Below are 17,545 nucleotides of genomic sequence, written 5' to 3'. Positions count from 1 at the left end.
CAGCTCGCCGAGGCATGGATTGCTTCGTCGCTTCGCTCCTCGCAATGACGGATTGCATGGAGGGCGTCACACTCAATCGGTCATCGCCATCGCGCGCAGCGCCTGGCGCTCGCGGGCCGAGAGCTTTTCGGTCTCCGACTTGAGCTGGCCGCAGGCGGCGAGGATGTCGCGGCCGCGCGGCGTGCGCACCGGCGAGGAATAGCCGGCGTTGAAGATGTATTCGGAGAATTTTTCGATCTGCTCCCAGTCCGAGCATTCGTAGGCAGTGCCCGGCCACGGATTGAACGGGATCAGGTTGATCTTCGCCGGAATGCCCTTGAGCAGCTTCACCAGGAGCTTGGCGTCATCGAGCGAATCGTTGACCCCCTTGAGCATCACATATTCGAAGGTGATGCGCCGGGCGTTGGAGGCGCCGGGATAATCGCGGCAGGCCTGCAGCAATTCCTTGATCGGATATTTGCGGTTCAGCGGCACCAGCTCGTTGCGCAGCTCGTCGCGCACCGCATGCAAGGAGATCGCGAGCATCACGCCGATCTCGTCACCGGTGCGCTGGATGTTCGGCACCACGCCCGAGGTCGACAGCGTGATGCGCCGGCGCGAAATGCCGATGCCTTCATTGTCGGCGACGATCAGCAGCGCATCGCGCACCGCGTCGAAATTGTAGAGCGGCTCGCCCATCCCCATCATCACGATGTTGGTGACGCGGCGCGTGCCGTCCTCGCGGTCGGCCCAGTCATTCAGCCGGTCGCGCGCCACCATAACCTGGCCGACGATCTCGCCGGCGGTGAGGTTGCGCACCAGCCGCTGCGTGCCGGTGTGGCAGAACGCGCAGTTCAGCGTGCAGCCGACCTGCGAGGAAACGCACAGCGTGCCACGATCGGTCTCGGGGATGTAGACGCACTCGACCTCGTGCGGCCGCTCGACCTTGTCGCCGCTCGGCAGCCGCAGCAGCCATTTGCGGGTGCCGTCGTTGGAGATCTGCTCGGCGACCACCTCGGGACGATCGACGGTAAAATGCTTCTCGAGCTCGGCGCGCATGTCCTTCGAGACGTTGGTCATCTCGGCAAAGCTCTTGGCGCCGCGGAAATACATCCAGTTCCAGAGCTGCTGGGTGCGCATCTTGCGCTGGCCGGCCTGCACCCCGATCTCGCCTAGGCGATCGGCGATCTCGGCGCGCGACAGCCCGATCAGCGACGGCTTGGCCGGCGGCACGTAGGTCTCGAGCGGAACCTTCTCGACCAGCGCGCTGGCGCCGGAGACGGCATGGGTGGTCACGGTGTCGGTCATGAAACCTCAAATAGGCCTTCCAGCCGGTGCTGCAAAGCCACCGAATACCTCGATTTCAGGCCTTAAGTCGATTTTTAGAGCATGATCTTTCCGGAAAACCGCTTCACACTTTTCCGGATCATGCTCTAGCGCCGGCAGTCCTGCCCGAGCCGGTCGAGCGCCTGCGCCAGGCCCTTCAGCGAGAAGGTGTCTGTCGTCTCGGTGCCCTTGGCCGAGACGGCTTTTACCGTCAGTTCGGCCGATTTGCGCATGGATTCCACCATCCGCTCCTCCTCGGCCGCATTCTTGATCCAGAGGCCGTCGCCCTGCGTGTACATCGCATAGGTCCCGCCGCCGACCTGAAGCGTCGATTCGGAGCCCGGCTTCACCGTGTAGCCGATCATGATCGAGACTTCGTTGACGACCTTCTCCGCCGGACGGGTGGAGATGAAGGCATAGGCCGGATCGCGCGGCCGGTTCGCCGGATTGGTCTTCGACGACGACGGCTTGGCGAGCGCAAAGCACACCTTCTTGCCGTTGGGCGATGCCGTGTACGCGCCCCAGGTCCCGAATTGGCCGATCAGCGTCGGCTCCGCGCCGCCGGCCGCAGCCGCCGCGGCCGAAGGCGCCGGCTTGGCTGCTTCCTTGGCCGTATCCTTCTTGGGCGCGGCCTGCGCCGGCGCGAGGGTGATGAACCCGCCCAGGATACAAGCAACCAGTGATGTCAGAATCTGCCGCACGGCCAACTGGTTCCCCCATCATTGTGACTGCAAGATGGCCCGGCGATTCCCCTCCGCCGGCTCGGATGGATAACCGGGAAACGCTTTTTTGGGAAGGCAGTTAGGCCGAAAGGCGAACGCCGCTCACCGTCGGGCGCGTAATCGCGACGCGTTATCACTTGGCGCGCGCAGCGCGCTGCTTCTCCCACTGCGCATCGGTCCATTGCAGCAGGTCCTCGGCACCGGAACTCCGTAAGTGCGAGCCGCCATCCTGCACCACCATCTCGCCGTTGATGTAGCCGGCCTGATCCGAGATCAGAAAGGTCGCGAGATTGGCGAGCTCCGAATGCTCGCCGGCGCGGCCGAGCGGATTGCGATGCGCCCAGCTCTCGCCGCGCCCTTCGGGGCGCAACTGTCCGGTCGCGCCTGCGGTCGGGAACGCGCCGGGCGCGATCGCGACGGTGCGGATGCCCTTCGGGCCCCACTCCACCGCCAGGCTCTTGGTCATCGCCAGCACGGCGGTCTTCGCCATCGCGGACGGCACCGTGAACGCGCGGCCGGTGATGGTCGAGGTCGACAGGATCGAGAGCACCACGCCCTTGTGCTTGCCGTCGATCCAGCGGCGGCCGGCGGCGAGCGTGCAGTACATCGTGCCATGCAGTGTCGGCGCGAGGATCGCGTCCGCCGCACGGAACGACAAATGTTCGCTCTGCGCAATAAAGGTTGCGGCAGCATTGTTGACGAGCACGTCGATCGGCGCGTCCTGCCAGACCTGATCCATCATCGCTTCGACCGCTGCGCCGTCGCGGATATCGCAGCGCGCGATGGAAACCTTGGCGTCGAGCTCGCTACGGAATTTTGCTGCGGTTTCCTCCAGCAGCCCCTCGCGCCGCCCGCAGATGATCAATTCGGCGCCGAGTTCGGCGAAGCGGTAGCCCATCGCAGCACCAAGGCCGGAGCCGCCGCCGGTGATCAGGATGCGCTTTTTTGCTAGCAGGCCTTTTTCAAACATAGTTTGATCCCTCCGCTTTGTATTGTCGCTCCGCCGCAAATCCGGCATGAAGCTTGTAGTCCAAGATCTTGCAGCTCTTTCTGCGTCCGAAACTCAGGTGTGTCCATGAAAGCCATCCTCTGCTCGCAATACTGTCAACCCGACGATCTCGTGCTGGCTGATGTGCCCGATCCGGTGGCGGCTCCCGGCGAAGCCGTAATCGCGATCAAGGCGGCGGCGCTGAATTTCTTCGACATCCTGATGATCCAGGGCAAGTACCAGATCAAGCCGCCGTTCCCGTTCTCGCCGGCTGCCGAAGTTGCCGGCGTGATCGAAAGCGTCGGCGCCGGCGTTACTGACCTGAAGGTAGGCGATCGCGTCGTCGCGTCCTGCGGCCACAACGGCGCGCGCGACAAGATCGCGCTGCCGGCGAATTCGATCGTGAAGATTCCCGACAATCTCGACTACGACCGCGCCGCCGGCATCATCATCATCTACGGCACCGCGCTGCATGCGCTGGAAGATCGCGCGAGCCCGAAGCCGGGCGAGACGCTCGCGGTGCTGGGGGCCGCCGGTGGCACCGGCCTTGCTGCGTGCGAGCTCGGCAAACTGATGGGGTTGAAGGTGATTGCCTGCGCCTCGTCGGACGAGAAGCTGGCATTCGCCAAGCAACACGGCGCCGAGCTGACGCTGAACTATGCGAAGGAAGATCTCAAAGAGGGCCTGCGCAAGCTGACCGACGGCAAGGGCGCCGACATCGTGTTCGATCCGGTCGGCGGCGCCTATGCCGAAGCCGCGTTGCGCTCGACCGCGTGGGAAGGCCGCTTCCTGGTCATCGGCTTTGCCGCCGGCGAGATTCCGAAGATCCCGCTCAACCTCGCACTGCTGAAGGGCTGCGATATCCGCGGCGTGTTCTGGGGCGCCTGGGCGCGGCAGAATCCGGACAAGAACCGCAAGAACCTCGAGAAGCTCGTGCAGTGGACCGCGGAAGGTAAGATCTCCTCGCATGTCGACCGCACCTTCCCGCTGTCGCAGACATCAGAAGCCCTGAAGGTGCTCGCCGGCCGCAAGGCGATGGGCAAGGTGATCCTGCATCCGGGAAGCTGAACCGAGATTGCGCAGCCCGGAAGGAGCCGAACGGACTACCATGGCGCTCCCTACCGTCTCCGTCACCCTGAGGAGCGCGCTCTTGCGCGCGTCTCGACGGGTCGACGGCCCCGCTGGTGGCCGTACATCCTTCGAGACGCGCTTCGCGCTCCTCAGGATGACGGATCGAAAGTTTCGTAGCCCGGATGGAGCGCAGCGAAATCCGGGATGCATCATAACCTTCCCTTGAAAAGAGGAGGTCGCTTTGCTCGCGAGAGCAAAGCGGGTGGGGACCAAATCTGCCGGCTTGCAGCGTCGCCTGTTGCTGACCCCCTTCCCGACCTTCCCCCTTTCAGGGGGAAGGAGAAGGCAGATCTCACTCCTCTTCCGGCACCCCGCGCTTCAGCGCGGCGCGGGCGGCATCGCGATGCTCCGGCGTGATGTGGCTTGCCACCATGCGGAGCGCAGTTGCGAGCACTGCGGCGTCATCGGTGAAGCCGAGGATCGGCAGCATGTCGGGCACGAAATCGAACGGCAGGATGAAATAGGCGATTGCCCCGAGCAGCGCCGCCTGGACATGGCGCGGCGTCTGCCGGTCAAAGGCGCAGTAATAGGCGGCCAGCAGGTCCTCCGCGAAGGGCAGGCTCGCCACCACCTTCTTGAACTTGATCCAGAAACGGCGGCGCACGCTTTCGGGGTCCTGCGCCAGCCGATCGGCAGGCCCAAATCCCACGCCGGGTTCGCTCGATGTCATCGCAAGGTTCCTCGACGCCGCGCCAGTTCGGCGGCGGACGATGCGAATCTGGGGACATCGGCGGACCCGCGCAAGGTTCCACGCGCCAGAGTCAATTGACCCCAAGCTGCCTTGCGATCGCGTTCATGGCCTTGGCGAGGTCGATATCGCGCTTGGTCACCCCGCCGACATCGTGGGTCGACAGCACCACCTCGACGGTCTTGTAGACGTTTTTCCACTCGGGGTGATGGTCGCTCTTCTCGGCGACCAGGGCGGCGCGGGCCATGAACCCGAAGGCCTCGTTGAAGTCCTTGAACACGAAAGTCCTGGCGATCGCCTCGCGACCGGACATCTCCGACCAGCCGGCCAGTTCCCAAAGGGCGGCCTTCTTTGCTTCCGCTGACAGCCGTTCGACCATGGTAACCCTCCCGTTTGACGCCGACTTTAGCCTAACAACCGGCCTCCGGGATGGGATCCACGCCCAAATTAAGGCCGAAATCGCGTCCTATCGCCGCTGGTAACCATGACGGAGTTGTAACATCTGTCCGTTCAGTAATTTGCTACACATAGAGGATGTATGCGCGTTGGTAGTTTTGCGAGATTGAGCCCCGACGATTGTTTGCGAGATCGATGACAGACGGCTCCGCCAGCATGTCGCCCAAGCCGCTGCGTTCGGCAAAGCGGCGGCTGATGTTCGTTTTGATCGCGGGCGCGCTGGCCATCATCGGCACGTTGCTGGCCGGCTATTATTTCGCCGTGCGTCCGGTGACGCTGCGGATCGCGGTCGGTCCTGCCAACAGCGATGACGTCAAGGTCGTGCAGGCGCTGGCGCAGGCCTTCAACAACCAGCAGAACACCCAGGTCAAGCTGAGGCCGGTGCAGACCGAGGGCGCCACTGCCAGCGCCCAGACGCTGGCCGACGGCAAGGCCGATCTCGCCATCATCCGCGGCGATCTCGAGGTGCCGAAGAATGCCCAGGCGGTCGCGACCCTGCGCAAGAATGTCGTGGTGATGTGGGTTCCGCCCGCCAAGGGCAAGGTTCGGAAATCCGCGCGGATCACCAAGATCGCGCAGCTTGCCGGCCGCAAGATCGGCGTCGTCGGCCGCACCCCGGCCAATGTCAATCTGCTGAAGCTGATCCTGACGCAATACGGCGTCGACCCGATGAAGGTCGAGATCGTTCAATTCCCGGCCAATGAGGCGGCGGAAGCGATCAAGAACCTCAAGGCCGACGCCTATCTCGCCGTCGGCCCGGCCAACAGCAAGATCACGATCGATGCGATCACGGCGTCGGTCCGCGACGGCGGCGAGCCCAGCTTCCTTGCGATCGACGCCTCCGAGGCGATCGCGCAGAACCATCCGGCCTATGAGGCCGCGGAAATCCCCGCCGGCTCGCTCGGCTCCGCTGACCGGCCCGATGATGAGGTGAAGACGATCAGCTTCTCGCACCACATCGTTGCGCGGAAGGGCCTGTCGGACTCGACGGTCGCGGCATTCACGCGGCAATTGTTCGCGATCCGGCAGTCGCTCAAGACCGATTTCCCGCTCGCCGCCAAGATCGAGACGCCGGACACCGACAAGGATGCCACCATTCCGGTGCATCCGGGCGCCGCCGCGTTTGTCGACGGCGAGGAAAAAACCTTCCTCGACCGCTACAGCGACTACATCTGGTGGAGTCTGATGGCGTTCTCGGCGATGGGCTCGGCCGGTGCGTGGTTCGCCGGCTATCTCAAGCAGGACGAGCGCAACACCAACACCTCGCAGCGCGAACGCCTGCTGGAGATGCTGAAAGCCGCGCGGCACAGCGATTCGATCGAGGAACTCGACCAGATGCAGGCGGAGGCCGACGACATCCTGCGCCACACGCTGGACTGCTTCGAGCACGGCGCGATCGAGGAAGGCACGCTGACCGCGTTCAACATCGCGCTCGAGCAGCTTCATAACGCCGTCGCCGACCGCAAGGCGCTGTTGTTCAGCATGCCGCAGAATTTGCAACGGGCTGCGACGCAGTTCAGGGCGGCGGGCACGGCGTAGGGGCGCCGCCAATCTTTATCCGCAAATCCCCCTTGCCTCCCCCGCACTCGGGAGAGGGAGCCTGACAGATGCGCTTCCCTTACGTCCCGCACTCCCGCCGCTGTAATCTCTCCGTCATGGAATTTTTCTAGGTCTTGGCGCGCCTGCGGCGCATTGTCGCTGTGACCTGAGGAGGCTCCCTATGACGATCCGGTTCTCGCGAAATCTCACCCGCCGACGCTTTCTCTCCACGGCGGCTGCGGCCGGCGCCGGCGTGATTGCGATGCCCTATCTGTCGCGCGCCGCCGACCGTCCCGTGATCACCCATGGCGTGCAGTCCGGCGATGTCGGCGTCGACGGCGGCGTGGTGTGGGCGCGTGCGGACCGGCCGGCGCAGATGATGGTCGAGGTCGCGACCACTGAATCGTTCAAGGACGCCCATACACTGCCGCCGATCACGGCGCTGCCCGAGAGCGACTTCACCGCCAAGATGCTGCTGGAGAACCTGCCCTCCGGCCAGGACATCTTCTACCGCGTCCGCTTCCGCGACCTCGCCCATATCGACATCGTCGGCGAGCCGGTGGTCGGACGCTTCCGCACCGCGCCGAGCGACCGCCGCGACGTCTCCTTCGTGTGGGGCGGCGATGTCGCCGGCCAGGGCTGGGGCATCAATCCCGACGACGGCGGCATGATCACCTTCGCCGCGATGAAGAAGCACGCTCCGGATTTCCTTCTGCACTCCGGCGACACGATCTACGCCGACGGCGTGATCCCGTCCGAGGTGAAGCTTCCCGACGGCAAGATCTGGAAGAACGTCACTATACCCGAGAAGGCGAAGGTGGCCGAGACGCTCGACGAATACCGGGCCGCCCACAAGTATAACTTCCTCGACAACAACGTCCGCGCCTTCAATGCCGAGGTGCCGATCTTCGTGCAGTGGGACGATCACGAGGTGACCAACAATTGGTCGCTGTCGAAACAGCTGCCGGCGGCCTACAAGGAGCGCGACATCACCGTGCTCGCGGCGCGCGCGGCAAAGGCCTTCCACGAGATGTATCCGATGCGCGAGAGCATCGTCGAGCCGGGCCGCGTCTATCGCACGCTGAGCTACGGTCCGCATCTCGACGTCTTCATGCTCGATGAGCGCAGCTATCGCGGCCCCAACGGCCCGAACCTGCAGGAGCAGTACGGCCCCGACGCCTATTTCATCGGCCCGGATCAGATGGCCTGGCTGAAGCGCGCGCTGCTCAACTCGCGCGCCACCTGGAAGGTGATCGCCTCCGACATGCCGCTCTCGCTGATCGTCTATGACGATGCCGCCAACAAGAAGGGCTCGGAAGCCTTTGCGCAGGGCGATGGCCCGGCGCGCGGCCGCGAGCTCGAAATCGCCGACATCCTGCGTTTCATCAAGACCGCGGGAATCGTCAACACGGTGTGGCTGACCGCCGACGTGCATTACGCCGCCGCGCACTACTACAACCCGAACAAGGCCCAGTTCCAGGAGTTCGATCCGTTCTGGGAATTCGTCTCCGGCCCGCTGCATGCCGGCACGTTCGGTCCGAACGAGCTCGACAACACCTTCGGCCCCGAGGTGAAGTTCATCAAGGCGCCGGGCGAAGGCAACCAGAACCTGCCGCCGTCGGCCGGCATGCAGTTCTTCGGCCACGTCAAGATCGACGGCAAGAGCGGGCAGATGACGGTAAGCCTGCGCGACCGCGTCGACGCCGAGCTGTGGGCGATCACGCTCGACCCGAAGCCGGTCTAGTGTGCTGAATGCGAAGTTCGTGCGATTTCGCGGCAGCCACTTTCACGAACTTCGCATTCATAAAGCACACTAGAATTATAAGTTTGCTAGTGTCCTTATCGAATCCGAGGTTCGCTCCGAAGGTGCGGCAAATGATGCGAACTTCGGATTCGGGACACTAGTTCGGTCACAGCCACGACGGAACCGGACTCTTGGTCTTGACGGCCTTGCCGCCAAGGCGAGGCAACGCGATTGCCGGGGATGGACCTCCCCGGCATCTTCCGGTACCGATGTCAGAGCCGTTATGCTGGGGGCCCGGAGGGGCGGAGCATGAGGCGCTGCGAATTCTTTCGCGTGCTCAGTGGTAGCGTTGCGAGGTTTCGGCCTCGCCGCTTGTTGGTCGTCGCGATCGCAGTGTTCGCGCTGCTGCCGATCGAAGTCAGCGATGCCGGCTGGCTGCCCGATCTCTTCAGGAGCTCACCCAAGCATGCCAAGTCGCCGAAGCGCGCGAAGGCGACAAGGGCTGCCAAATTGGCAAGGCACCGCGCTCCGCCCAGGCACCGCGCTATGCGGCTGGCCGCCCTTGGGCCAGTCACCCTGCCGCTTTCGGCTCTCAAGCCGGCCGCTGCCAAATGCGATCCCGCGACGTTCCGGATCGTGCTGGATGTCGGACATACCGCGCAATCGGAAGGCGCGATCAGCGCGCGGAATGTCGCCGAGTTCACCTTCAACCTGCGCCTTGCGCGGCTGATCGAGGAGAGGTTGAAGGCCGAAGGCTTTACCGAAACCAGGCTGCTACTGACCGAAGGCAAAGCGAGACCGAGCCTCTTCAAGCGGGTCGCCGCCGCCAACAATCTGCACGCGGATCTGCTGATGTCGATCCACCATGACTCCGTGCCCAACAAGATGCTCGAGGACTGGGAGTTCGAGGGGAAGAAAAGCCACTTCAGCGACCGCTTCAGCGGCTACTCCGTGTTCGTCTCCCGGGACAATCCGGACTTCAAGACCAGCCTCCGGTTCGCCGAACTGGTCGCCGGGGAAATGAAGGCCCAGGGCCTGCATTATGCCGAGCAATACAGCCAGGCCATCATGGGTCGTTACCAGCACCCGTTGCTGAACAAGGATACCGGCGTCTACAGCAATGATGAACTCATCGTGCTGAGAAAGACCGCGATGCCCGCGATCCTGCTGGAGGCGGGCTCGATCATCAACCGGGACGAGGAACGCGAGATGGACTCGCCCGAGCGCCAAAACCTCATCAGCAGCAGCGTTGCTTCCGCCGTGAAGGAATTCTGCGAGCCGCGATGGGCGCTGCTCGGTCCACCCTGACGGCCGAGCGATCGACTCCTCCTCAGCCCGGCTTGCCCGACTTGATCTCCTTGAACTTGGCAAGCGCCTGCTCGAACTTGGCGTTGAACAGCCACATCGCATCGAGGATCTCGCGGAAGGTCGCGGATGTTCTTACCCGGTCGGCCCGGCCGAACGCGAAGACGCTGTTGTTGCGCAGATATCGCATGATCCTGGGATCGGAAATTCTGTAGCCGACGAGGTTGCCCGATTTGAGCGCTGCCCTGGTCGGCGTGGGAATGATCTGGATCAGCTCAAAGACCTTCATCTGATCGATCGGGTCCGGCAGCGCTTTCTGGATCGCCGCGACCTGCGGGAAAAGTTCGGCGTGTGCGTTCATGAGGCCGTCCCGCACGGCGGTCCAGTGATTGAACCTGTGGTCGAGGTTGCCGACCCGCGCCTCTTCCCGGTCGTCGCGACGGCTCAGCGCAGGATCGAGCGTCGCGATCGACCCCTTGATGGCAGCCCATTTCCTTCGGCCGTCGCGATCCTCGGACGGGCCGGTCTGCAGGCTTCCTTTATAGGTGTTCGATCGTGCATTGCCCGCATTCTGCTTGCCGTTCGTCTCGGCAAAGAAGAGGCCGAGGCTGATACGGCCCGCGACGGCGGCGTCGGCGGCATCCAGACCCTTGGCGCGCGCGATCACCGTCGCCAGATCGACCACGTCCTTGAATGGCGTATCGGATGTTTGCGCACCGGCGGGCGGCGCCTCCATGACGTCGAAGAGCTTCCTGTACTCATCGAGCAGCGGCTCATCGTCGGCGTTGAAGTAGGCCGGGGGGATTCCGAATCTGTTGGGTCTGCCAATCCTGGACGGAAGCGCATCGGTGAGGTCCTTGTAGGCGCTCATCATCTCGACACGGGCCAGATAGATCGCCTGGCCCGGCAAGTCGGGCAGCGGCTGATTGGCATCGATCTGCGCGCGGCGCTGGCGCAGGATCGACTCGAAGCCCTTCAAGGCTTTGTCATAGGTCTCAAGCGCGGCCGATTGCTCGCTCGAAAGTGCGGCCGGCGTAGCGAGAGCTGGCGACACGAAGCGACCGACGACGGCCGAGCCGAACGGCGGCGCTGGCAGCAGCCCGAGAGCGAGCGCGGCTGCGGGCGCGGCAAAAATCCTGACCACCATGACGCTTTCCCGAAGCGCTTGCGTCACCGAATCCGACAGGCTGGATGGTAGACGACGAACGCGCCGACGGCGAGGCCGAAGCCGGCAATGCGTCAACGTCCGTTTCGCAGCGCCGCCTCCAGCGCCTCGCCCGAGCACGGCTTGGTCAGCCGCGGTTTGTCGGCGAGCGATGCCGGCAGCCGGATGTCCGCACCATAGCCCGTGACGAACGCGAACGGCACCTTCAGCGCATCCAGCCGCTCGGCGATGGCGAACGTCTTCTCGCCCCTGACGAGGCCGACGTCGAGCAGCGCGAAATCCGGCGCGCGTTCGGCGATCAGCTCGAGCGCCCGGGCGACGTTCGTGGCGGTGCGCACCGTCCGGGCGCCGAAGCCGAGGATGGTGTCCTCGAAATAGAGCGAGATGATCGGATCGTCCTCAACCACGAGGACGTCACCGGGCATGCCGGCATTGGGGGTGAAGTCCATGGCGTGCCAGTTTCCGTTTTTAAAGCATGGATGAAAGACCGGATCAGTCCGGCCGGATTGGCCCGCGACCGGCGCCTGAAAGCACGCCGGCTGTTCCCGAGGTGAAACCCATCACATCGCGGGCTGCCGCGTCTGTTCACTAGTGAACATAAATCTGGGAACTTTCCGATTATGGTCCGCGTTGGGTTCTCAGGATTTCCAATGATCACGAAACGGACCGAGTTGGCCGGGACGAGTGACCGGCCGTTCAACAATCTTTTGCGCCGGCTGAACGCCGCCGATTACGAACTGATCGCGCCGCACCTTGCCTTGGTCGAGGCCGCGGCCGGCGATCTGCTCTACAATCCCGGCGACGACGTCCAGACCGTGCATTTTCCATGCGGGCCAAGCCTTGCGTCCTACATGGTGCCCAATGAGGACGGCCGCGATGTCGAGACCATCCTGGTCGGTCGCGAGGGCGCGGTCGGCGGCATCGTCAGCCAGGGCTTCCTGCCGGCCTACACCCGCATCACCGTCAAGTTCGGCGGCCCGTTCGCGCGGCTGCCGGTCAGCAAGCTCGACGCCGCCAAGCTGACGTCGATCTCCGTGCGCAACATCTTCGCGCGCTATGCCGATTGTATGCTGGCGCAGATCTTTCAGTCGACCGCCTGCAATGCGATCCACTCGATCGAGCAGCGCGCGGCGAAATGGATCATCTCGGCGATGGAGCGCACCAATGGCAACGGCATGGTGCCACTCACGCATGAACAGCTCTCGACTTTGCTCGGCGTCGGCCGCAGCTACACCAGCCGCGTGATCCAGAACTTCAAGGCGGAAGGCGTGCTCGAGACGCGTCGCGGCGCGATCGTGATCCGCGACGCGGACAAGCTGCGGCAGCGCTCTTGCCTGTGCAACGACGCCGTCAAGGATCATTTCGAGGAAGTGCTGCGCGGCGTGTATCCAAGCGAGGACAACCCGCAGAACTAGGGTGTGTACTCATTATTCGTCGCATCCGCCATGCTTCCGGAAGCCGACGCTGAACCCGATATCGCCGTAGGGGTTCGTCCTATCGCCCCAACCCCGCGCGCTTAATGAGCGCTTAACGCTTTTGCGCAACAGATAGGATCACCAGCGCGGAATTAGTCCTAGTTATGAGTGCGAACCGAGCTCCCGAGGAGGGGAATCGGATGGGACTGCTTTTTGTCGGAGCGCTGGCAGGAATCCTGATCGGCTTTGGCTGGTTCGCGCCTTCCCGAGGGGATTTCCTTGGGTGTGAGTCAAGACCCTGTTTCGACAAGGTTGCAGTCGCCCGACCCACGGAGCCAGTGCCGGCGGCGTTAGCGCCCGCGCCTGCGATCGTCAAATCGAATTCTGCAACCCCGGCAAAATCCGGCAGGAGACCATCATCGAAGAAACACGGACCGCCCGACCTCGCCAAGGCGGCGTCCCCGCGGACGAGGATCAACGTCCCGACACCCGAACACGCCGCGGACATGGCAGATCCTGTCCTCACCAAAGCGAAGGTCACGATTGCAGCGCAGATAGAGGATCCGGGATCGGCCGAATTCAGCGACATGAAGCGCGCCATGCGAAAGAACACGTTCGGACGCGCCGTGGATACGATTTGCGGGCGCGTGAAAGGAAGAAGTGCGTCGGGCGGAGAGACTGGAGGGAGGCCGTTTCTGTATCTTGTGAAGGAGGATGAAGCGTATGTCGTCGACGGCAAGTCGGGGTCGGCGGCGTCAACGGCGTATCGAAATATCTGCAAATAGGGGATGCGTCGACCGCGCCACGGCGCGCGTCCAAATGATTTGAGCGGAAAGAATTTCCCACCGAGGCGCCAGGCTATCCCGCAATGGATGCGATCCTGATGTCGGGGCTGCGCGTGATGATGCATTCAGGATGAATGCCGCAACGGTAAATGCGCAATACGGATCGATGGGACTGTCGCAGAAATTCTTTTCATTCCGAGGAAATCATGGACGACATAACCTCAAAACGGCTCAATGGAGCGCTTCACGTACCGGTTCTGGTGATCATCGAGCCGCACCTGTTGCCCCGCACATGTATTCTTAACGTCCTCAGGCGGGAATTGGCCGACTTCGAGATCCTCGACATGGCAACAGTCCGAGGCCTGGACTGCATGTCAACCCGCGACGTTCGTCTGGTGCTGCTGAGCATCGCGGACAAGCCCATCGGCGATCCCTCGGTCGAGGACGATCTCGCCTTCGTGGCCGAGCACTGTCCCAATGCCGCCGTCGCAATCCTGTCAAACCATGACGACGAGCCGACCGCGCAAGCCGCGATGCAGCGGGGTGTTCGCGGCTTTCTTCCCACCTCGCTACCAATCGAGGTCGTCATAGCCGGCCTGCGCCTTGTTCTTGTCGGCGGCGTCTACAGGCCGTTGCCGGTCGCCGAGATGAACAGGATGCCGGGTTTCGATCCGCCGGACGCGCGCGGGCTTGCGTCCGCATATCTGATGAACGAGGCAGCCAGGGCGGCCATCGACAGGAGCGGTCTCACGCCTCGAGAGCAGCACGTTCTCGCGGAATTGGAGCTCGGCCTGCCCAACAAGCTGATCGCAGCCAAATTGAAGCTCTCGGAAAGCACCGTCAAAATGCACATTCAGCACATCATGAGGAAATGTGCCGCTCACAATCGCACGGAAGCGGTCCTCCGCTGGCGCGGCCGGTCGCTCGCGCAGAATCGCGATCACGACCCGGGCACAGCCCCAATGCCGGAGACCTAGTCACGCTGAGCGGGATCAATCCTCTCTGAATGCACCGCGGAAGCTGTCGAGCAGGGGCCTGAGCGCGTAAAGTGCGACGGTACCGCGCCCCGTGGTGATGAACACTTGAACCGGCATACCGGGGACGATCTGGAAGTCGTTTGCGGCGATCTGCGCATCGTCGATCCGGATCTTGGTCGCGTAGTATGGCTGGTCGGTACGCTTGTCGAGTAGCCGGTCTGCCGATACGTGCACGACGATTCCCTTCAGGCGCGGTACGCGACGCTGATTGTACGGCACGAGATGCACCTCGGCATTGAGGCCGGGATGAACCACATCAATGTCCTCGGGCCTCAGGCGGGCGGTCACGATGAGGCGGTCTTGCCGCGGCACCAGCTCCATGAGCGGAGCACCCGCCCCGATGACGCCGCCCGTCGTATGGATCCGCAAGTCGGTTATCGCGCCGTCCTCAGGCGCCTTCACCTCCGTTCGCGATAGCTGGTCCCTGGCCGCAAGCAACCGTTCGCGGAGCTGGAACATCTGGTTCTGTGCTTCACGAAGCGACTGTGCGATCTCGCTCTGCCTGTCGCTCTCGAGCTTGAACAATGTGGCCTGCTGCTCGCTGATGACCTGCCCGGCGCGAGAAATCTGCGCGGTGATCTCGCCGCGGCGCCCCTCAACGTCGGCCAGTTCACGTTGCAGGTTCAGAAGCCGCGGCCGCCGTTCGAGTCCCTTGTTCACGAGCGTCGTGACCATATCCAGTTCTTCCCGGACGATGTCGACCCGCTGCCCGGTAGCGTTCTGCTGAGCCTTGAGACCTTCGATCTCCCTCTCGACTTGAAGCCTCCGTTCGCGAACGACCGCAAGCTGCGACTCATGAACCTGCCGGCGCGCCAGAAAAATGAACTGCTGCGCCGATACCGCGGCGGCGGCCACCCCATTTCGCTTGCTGTCCTGCTCCAGCGCGCTCGGGATTGCGATGCTCTCGAAGTTCTGCTGCTCGGCCTGAAGCCGTGCGGCACGAGCAATTGCATCCCACAACTGGCCTTGAAGGCTTTGCACCTCCGAACCGGGCCGTGTGTCGTCCAGCGCGATCAGCGTCTGTCCGCTTCGCACGATATCGCCGTCCGCAACCAGGATCTTCCTGACGATCCCGCCTTCCAGGTGCTGAATCGTCTTGCGGCTCGATTCTGATTCCACGACGCCGGAAGCGATCGCGGCGCTCTCGAGAGGCGCGAGGCACGCCCATGTGCCAAGCCCCAGCATGAAGCAGAGCACCAGCAGGTTGCCCGCCAGCGTGATACCGCGAAGCCGTCTACGCGGAGAGATGGGTGTCGGGGTCGCACACCATGGATATTCGAGGGGCTCGAAATCGTCGATCGCGGTAACCACGACTCCGAGCCGTCCGGCGAGCGGGGGGCTTGCCGGCGCTCGCACGAGCCGGTCCCAGATCGTGGGTAGCCTCGATATCGTGGGAAGCTTCCAGATGGTGAGAGGATTGCGGATCATGGCGCAATCCGCGATGTAACCTGGGGTCGGTTCAGGTGCCGCTCAAAGATTTCCTCGCTGTCGCCGAAAGCGACGACCGCCCCCTCTTCCATAATGGCAATCTTGTCTGTGGCTGCGAGGAGACCCATACGATGAGTGACGACGACCAGGATGACACCGGCGAGCTTCATGCGCTCGATAGCGTCCAGCAGCATTCGCTCGCCCCCGTAATCGAGACTGGCATTCGGTTCGTCGAGAACGATCAGGCGTGGACCGCCGAAAAAGGCCCGGGCAAGACCGAGGCGCTGCCGATATCCGCGCGAGAAGGATTTTTCACGGTGAATCACCGTGTCGTACCCGTTCGGCAGGCGCATGATCGCCTCATGAATTCCGACCAGCTTGGCCGCTTCCACGACCTTCCGCCGATCGGCATCATCAAGCCGTGCGATGATATCGCTTATCGTATCGCCGAGCAGGTCGATGTCCTGGGGGAGATAACCGAGACGGTGACCGCTTAGGCCCTCGCGAAGCAGCGAGACGTCGGTATTGTCGAGCAGGACACAGCCATGAGTTGGCGTCGACAGCCCGGCAATCACCCGGCCAAGCAGGGACTTGCCTGACCCGGACGCACCGATAATGCCAAGACATTCTCCGCTCGCGAGCGTGAACGAGACACCGTTCAGCAGCAGGTGATTGGTCCCCGATAGCCTCACGCCGACGTTGTCGACAACGAGACCGCTCGACGCCTGCCGCTGCGAAACCTCCGGATCCTGCTGTCCGGCGGCGGGGGACGCGGCGAGAACCGCGTCGAGCCGCTGACAGGCACGCACGGCCGTCCTGAGTGACTTCCAGCCTGCGATCGCACTTTCGACCGGCGCGAGCGCGCGGCTGAACATCAGTGTCGAAGCAAAAATGATCGCCGGACTCTTTCCGTGCTCGAGGACAAGCCACGCGGCAGCCCCCATTATCAACACCTGCGACAGCGCGCGGACCGGCTTGGTGACCAGCATCACGATCTCGCTTCGCCGGACTGCCACATCGTGCTCTATGCGTGCCTGCTGCGCGTCATGATAGATCGCGCGCGCAGCGCTATCGAGCATTCCCATGGCGCGGATCATATGGATGTTGCCTGCGGCGGCCTGGAGGCGGCCGTAGCTTCTGGACAGCGCGGCGCCGGATCTGAGCAGAACGTCCTCGGTAACCAGATCTCCGGCAACCGTGAGAGCGAAGAGGAAAGCCACACAGCAGGCGCCTACCACGCCAAGCAGGGGATGGATGAGAAAGAGGACCAGGAGGAACAGGGGCGCCCAGAGTGCGTCGAACAGCATCGGACATGCGCCGGAATCGATGAACTGGCGCAGCGCGGTGAGATCCCGATATGCGTCCGAAGCCCGCGTCCAATCGCTGCGAAACGCGGATTCGAGGCTGGCCGAAAGCACGCAAGGACGGAGCCGATCGTCGAGCCAGGCGCCAAGGCGACCCAGGACAGCGCGCCGCAAGGCATCGAACACGCCGCCGACCACGACCGTGATCGCGACAATGAGCGTGAGCAGGAGCAGCGTGTCGCCGCTCCGGCTCGACAACACCCTGTCATAGATCTGAAGAAGGTAGATGGAGGGCGCAAACAAAAGCAGGTTGTAGCTGCAGCTATACGCGAATACGAGACCAAGCGGTCCCGCACAGGACCAAAGGGCCGCGTGCAGTGGCGTCGAGATCTGCGGCAGGACAGGCAACCGAATGGGCGGCATCAGCATGATCGTCACCGCCTGAAATCGGAGTCCGGCGCACTTGCCCGACGGCCAACGCGATCTGCCAAGAAGCGCATCGGCAGGGCATCGGCGGGCATCGGCTTGAACTG

Annotated in this window: 16 protein-coding genes; 7 read left to right on the top strand and 9 right to left on the bottom strand. The window is 63.4% G+C overall.

What is annotated here, in order from left to right; all coding sequences use genetic code 11:
- Positions 1 to 72 precede the first annotated feature (72 nt).
- The 3 genes from rlmN to J2R76_RS28650 form a co-directional block, all read right to left on the bottom strand.
- On the bottom strand, positions 73 to 1,287 hold the full coding sequence (gene rlmN / locus J2R76_RS28660; protein ID WP_057021293.1) for a 23S rRNA (adenine(2503)-C(2))-methyltransferase RlmN: 1,215 nt from the start codon (positions 1,285 to 1,287) through the stop codon (positions 73 to 75).
- A gap of 125 nt (positions 1,288 to 1,412) precedes the next feature.
- Positions 1,413 to 2,006 (bottom strand): invasion associated locus B family protein, encoded by a 594-nt coding sequence (locus tag J2R76_RS28655; protein WP_057021355.1) that lies wholly within the window; start codon positions 2,004 to 2,006, stop codon positions 1,413 to 1,415.
- A 154-nt stretch (positions 2,007 to 2,160) separates the two neighbouring features.
- Entirely contained in the window at positions 2,161 to 2,997 is an 837-nt protein-coding gene (locus J2R76_RS28650) for an SDR family oxidoreductase (protein WP_057021294.1), read from the bottom strand.
- A gap of 105 nt (positions 2,998 to 3,102) precedes the next feature.
- On the opposite strand from J2R76_RS28650, the gene J2R76_RS28645 reads away from it, so the two are divergent.
- Positions 3,103 to 4,083, top strand: coding sequence for an NADPH:quinone oxidoreductase family protein (locus J2R76_RS28645; protein ID WP_057021295.1), 981 nt, complete (start codon positions 3,103 to 3,105; stop codon positions 4,081 to 4,083).
- Positions 4,084 to 4,438: 355 nt separating this feature from the next.
- Here the strand turns inward: J2R76_RS28645 and J2R76_RS28640 are convergent, their stop codons facing one another.
- Positions 4,439 to 4,816: a YkvA family protein gene (locus tag J2R76_RS28640; RefSeq protein WP_057021296.1), complete on the bottom strand. Its 378-nt coding sequence runs from the start codon at positions 4,814 to 4,816 to the stop codon at positions 4,439 to 4,441.
- 91 nt (positions 4,817 to 4,907) lie between these two features.
- Positions 4,908 to 5,213 (bottom strand): 4a-hydroxytetrahydrobiopterin dehydratase, encoded by a 306-nt coding sequence (locus J2R76_RS28635; RefSeq protein ID WP_076834964.1) that lies wholly within the window; start codon positions 5,211 to 5,213, stop codon positions 4,908 to 4,910.
- Positions 5,214 to 5,425: 212 nt separating this feature from the next.
- On the opposite strand from J2R76_RS28635, the gene J2R76_RS28630 reads away from it, so the two are divergent.
- The 3 genes from J2R76_RS28630 to J2R76_RS28620 all read left to right on the top strand — a co-directional run bounded on the left by J2R76_RS28630 (position 5,426) and on the right by J2R76_RS28620 (position 9,881).
- Positions 5,426 to 6,829: a TAXI family TRAP transporter solute-binding subunit gene (locus tag J2R76_RS28630; RefSeq protein ID WP_229160558.1), complete on the top strand. Its 1,404-nt coding sequence runs from the start codon at positions 5,426 to 5,428 to the stop codon at positions 6,827 to 6,829.
- A 181-nt stretch (positions 6,830 to 7,010) separates the two neighbouring features.
- Complete coding sequence (locus J2R76_RS28625) at positions 7,011 to 8,573, top strand: alkaline phosphatase (RefSeq protein WP_057021298.1); 1,563 nt, start codon at positions 7,011 to 7,013, stop codon at positions 8,571 to 8,573.
- 240 nt (positions 8,574 to 8,813) lie between these two features.
- On the top strand, positions 8,814 to 9,881 hold the full coding sequence (locus tag J2R76_RS28620; protein ID WP_309143556.1) for an N-acetylmuramoyl-L-alanine amidase: 1,068 nt from the start codon (positions 8,814 to 8,816) through the stop codon (positions 9,879 to 9,881).
- A gap of 22 nt (positions 9,882 to 9,903) precedes the next feature.
- On the opposite strand, the gene J2R76_RS28615 is transcribed toward J2R76_RS28620, so the two are convergent.
- Positions 9,904 to 11,025, bottom strand: coding sequence for a hypothetical protein (locus J2R76_RS28615; RefSeq protein ID WP_076834965.1), 1,122 nt, complete (start codon positions 11,023 to 11,025; stop codon positions 9,904 to 9,906).
- A 92-nt stretch (positions 11,026 to 11,117) separates the two neighbouring features.
- On the bottom strand, positions 11,118 to 11,492 hold the full coding sequence (locus J2R76_RS28610) for a response regulator (RefSeq protein WP_076834966.1): 375 nt from the start codon (positions 11,490 to 11,492) through the stop codon (positions 11,118 to 11,120).
- Between the two features lie 201 nt (positions 11,493 to 11,693).
- Here J2R76_RS28610 and J2R76_RS28605 point away from each other — a divergent pair, with 201 nt between their 5' ends.
- From J2R76_RS28605 to J2R76_RS28595, 3 genes are all read left to right on the top strand, one after another.
- Positions 11,694 to 12,458: a Crp/Fnr family transcriptional regulator gene (locus J2R76_RS28605; RefSeq protein WP_057021301.1), complete on the top strand. Its 765-nt coding sequence runs from the start codon at positions 11,694 to 11,696 to the stop codon at positions 12,456 to 12,458.
- A 200-nt stretch (positions 12,459 to 12,658) separates the two neighbouring features.
- Positions 12,659 to 13,243 carry a hypothetical protein gene (locus J2R76_RS28600; protein WP_244559035.1) on the top strand — a complete coding sequence of 195 codons (585 nt, stop codon included), beginning with the start codon at positions 12,659 to 12,661 and terminating at the stop codon, positions 13,241 to 13,243.
- A 206-nt stretch (positions 13,244 to 13,449) separates the two neighbouring features.
- A complete protein-coding gene (locus tag J2R76_RS28595; protein WP_057021302.1) occupies positions 13,450 to 14,220 on the top strand; it encodes a response regulator transcription factor in 771 nt (256 codons plus the stop codon).
- Positions 14,221 to 14,235: 15 nt separating this feature from the next.
- Here the strand turns inward: J2R76_RS28595 and J2R76_RS28590 are convergent, their stop codons facing one another.
- A complete protein-coding gene (locus J2R76_RS28590) occupies positions 14,236 to 15,708 on the bottom strand; it encodes an HlyD family type I secretion periplasmic adaptor subunit (RefSeq protein ID WP_076834968.1) in 1,473 nt (490 codons plus the stop codon).
- Positions 15,705 to 17,441: a type I secretion system permease/ATPase gene (locus J2R76_RS28585; RefSeq protein ID WP_083715240.1), complete on the bottom strand. Its 1,737-nt coding sequence runs from the start codon at positions 17,439 to 17,441 to the stop codon at positions 15,705 to 15,707. Before J2R76_RS28585 ends, J2R76_RS28590 begins: the two co-directional genes overlap by 4 nt.
- Positions 17,442 to 17,545 lie beyond the last annotated feature (104 nt).

The organism is Bradyrhizobium sp. USDA 4532 (assembly GCF_024171315.1).
Classification (GTDB): domain Bacteria; phylum Pseudomonadota; class Alphaproteobacteria; order Rhizobiales; family Xanthobacteraceae; genus Bradyrhizobium; species Bradyrhizobium australafricanum.
This window is presented reverse-complemented; position numbering and strand designations above follow the sequence as displayed.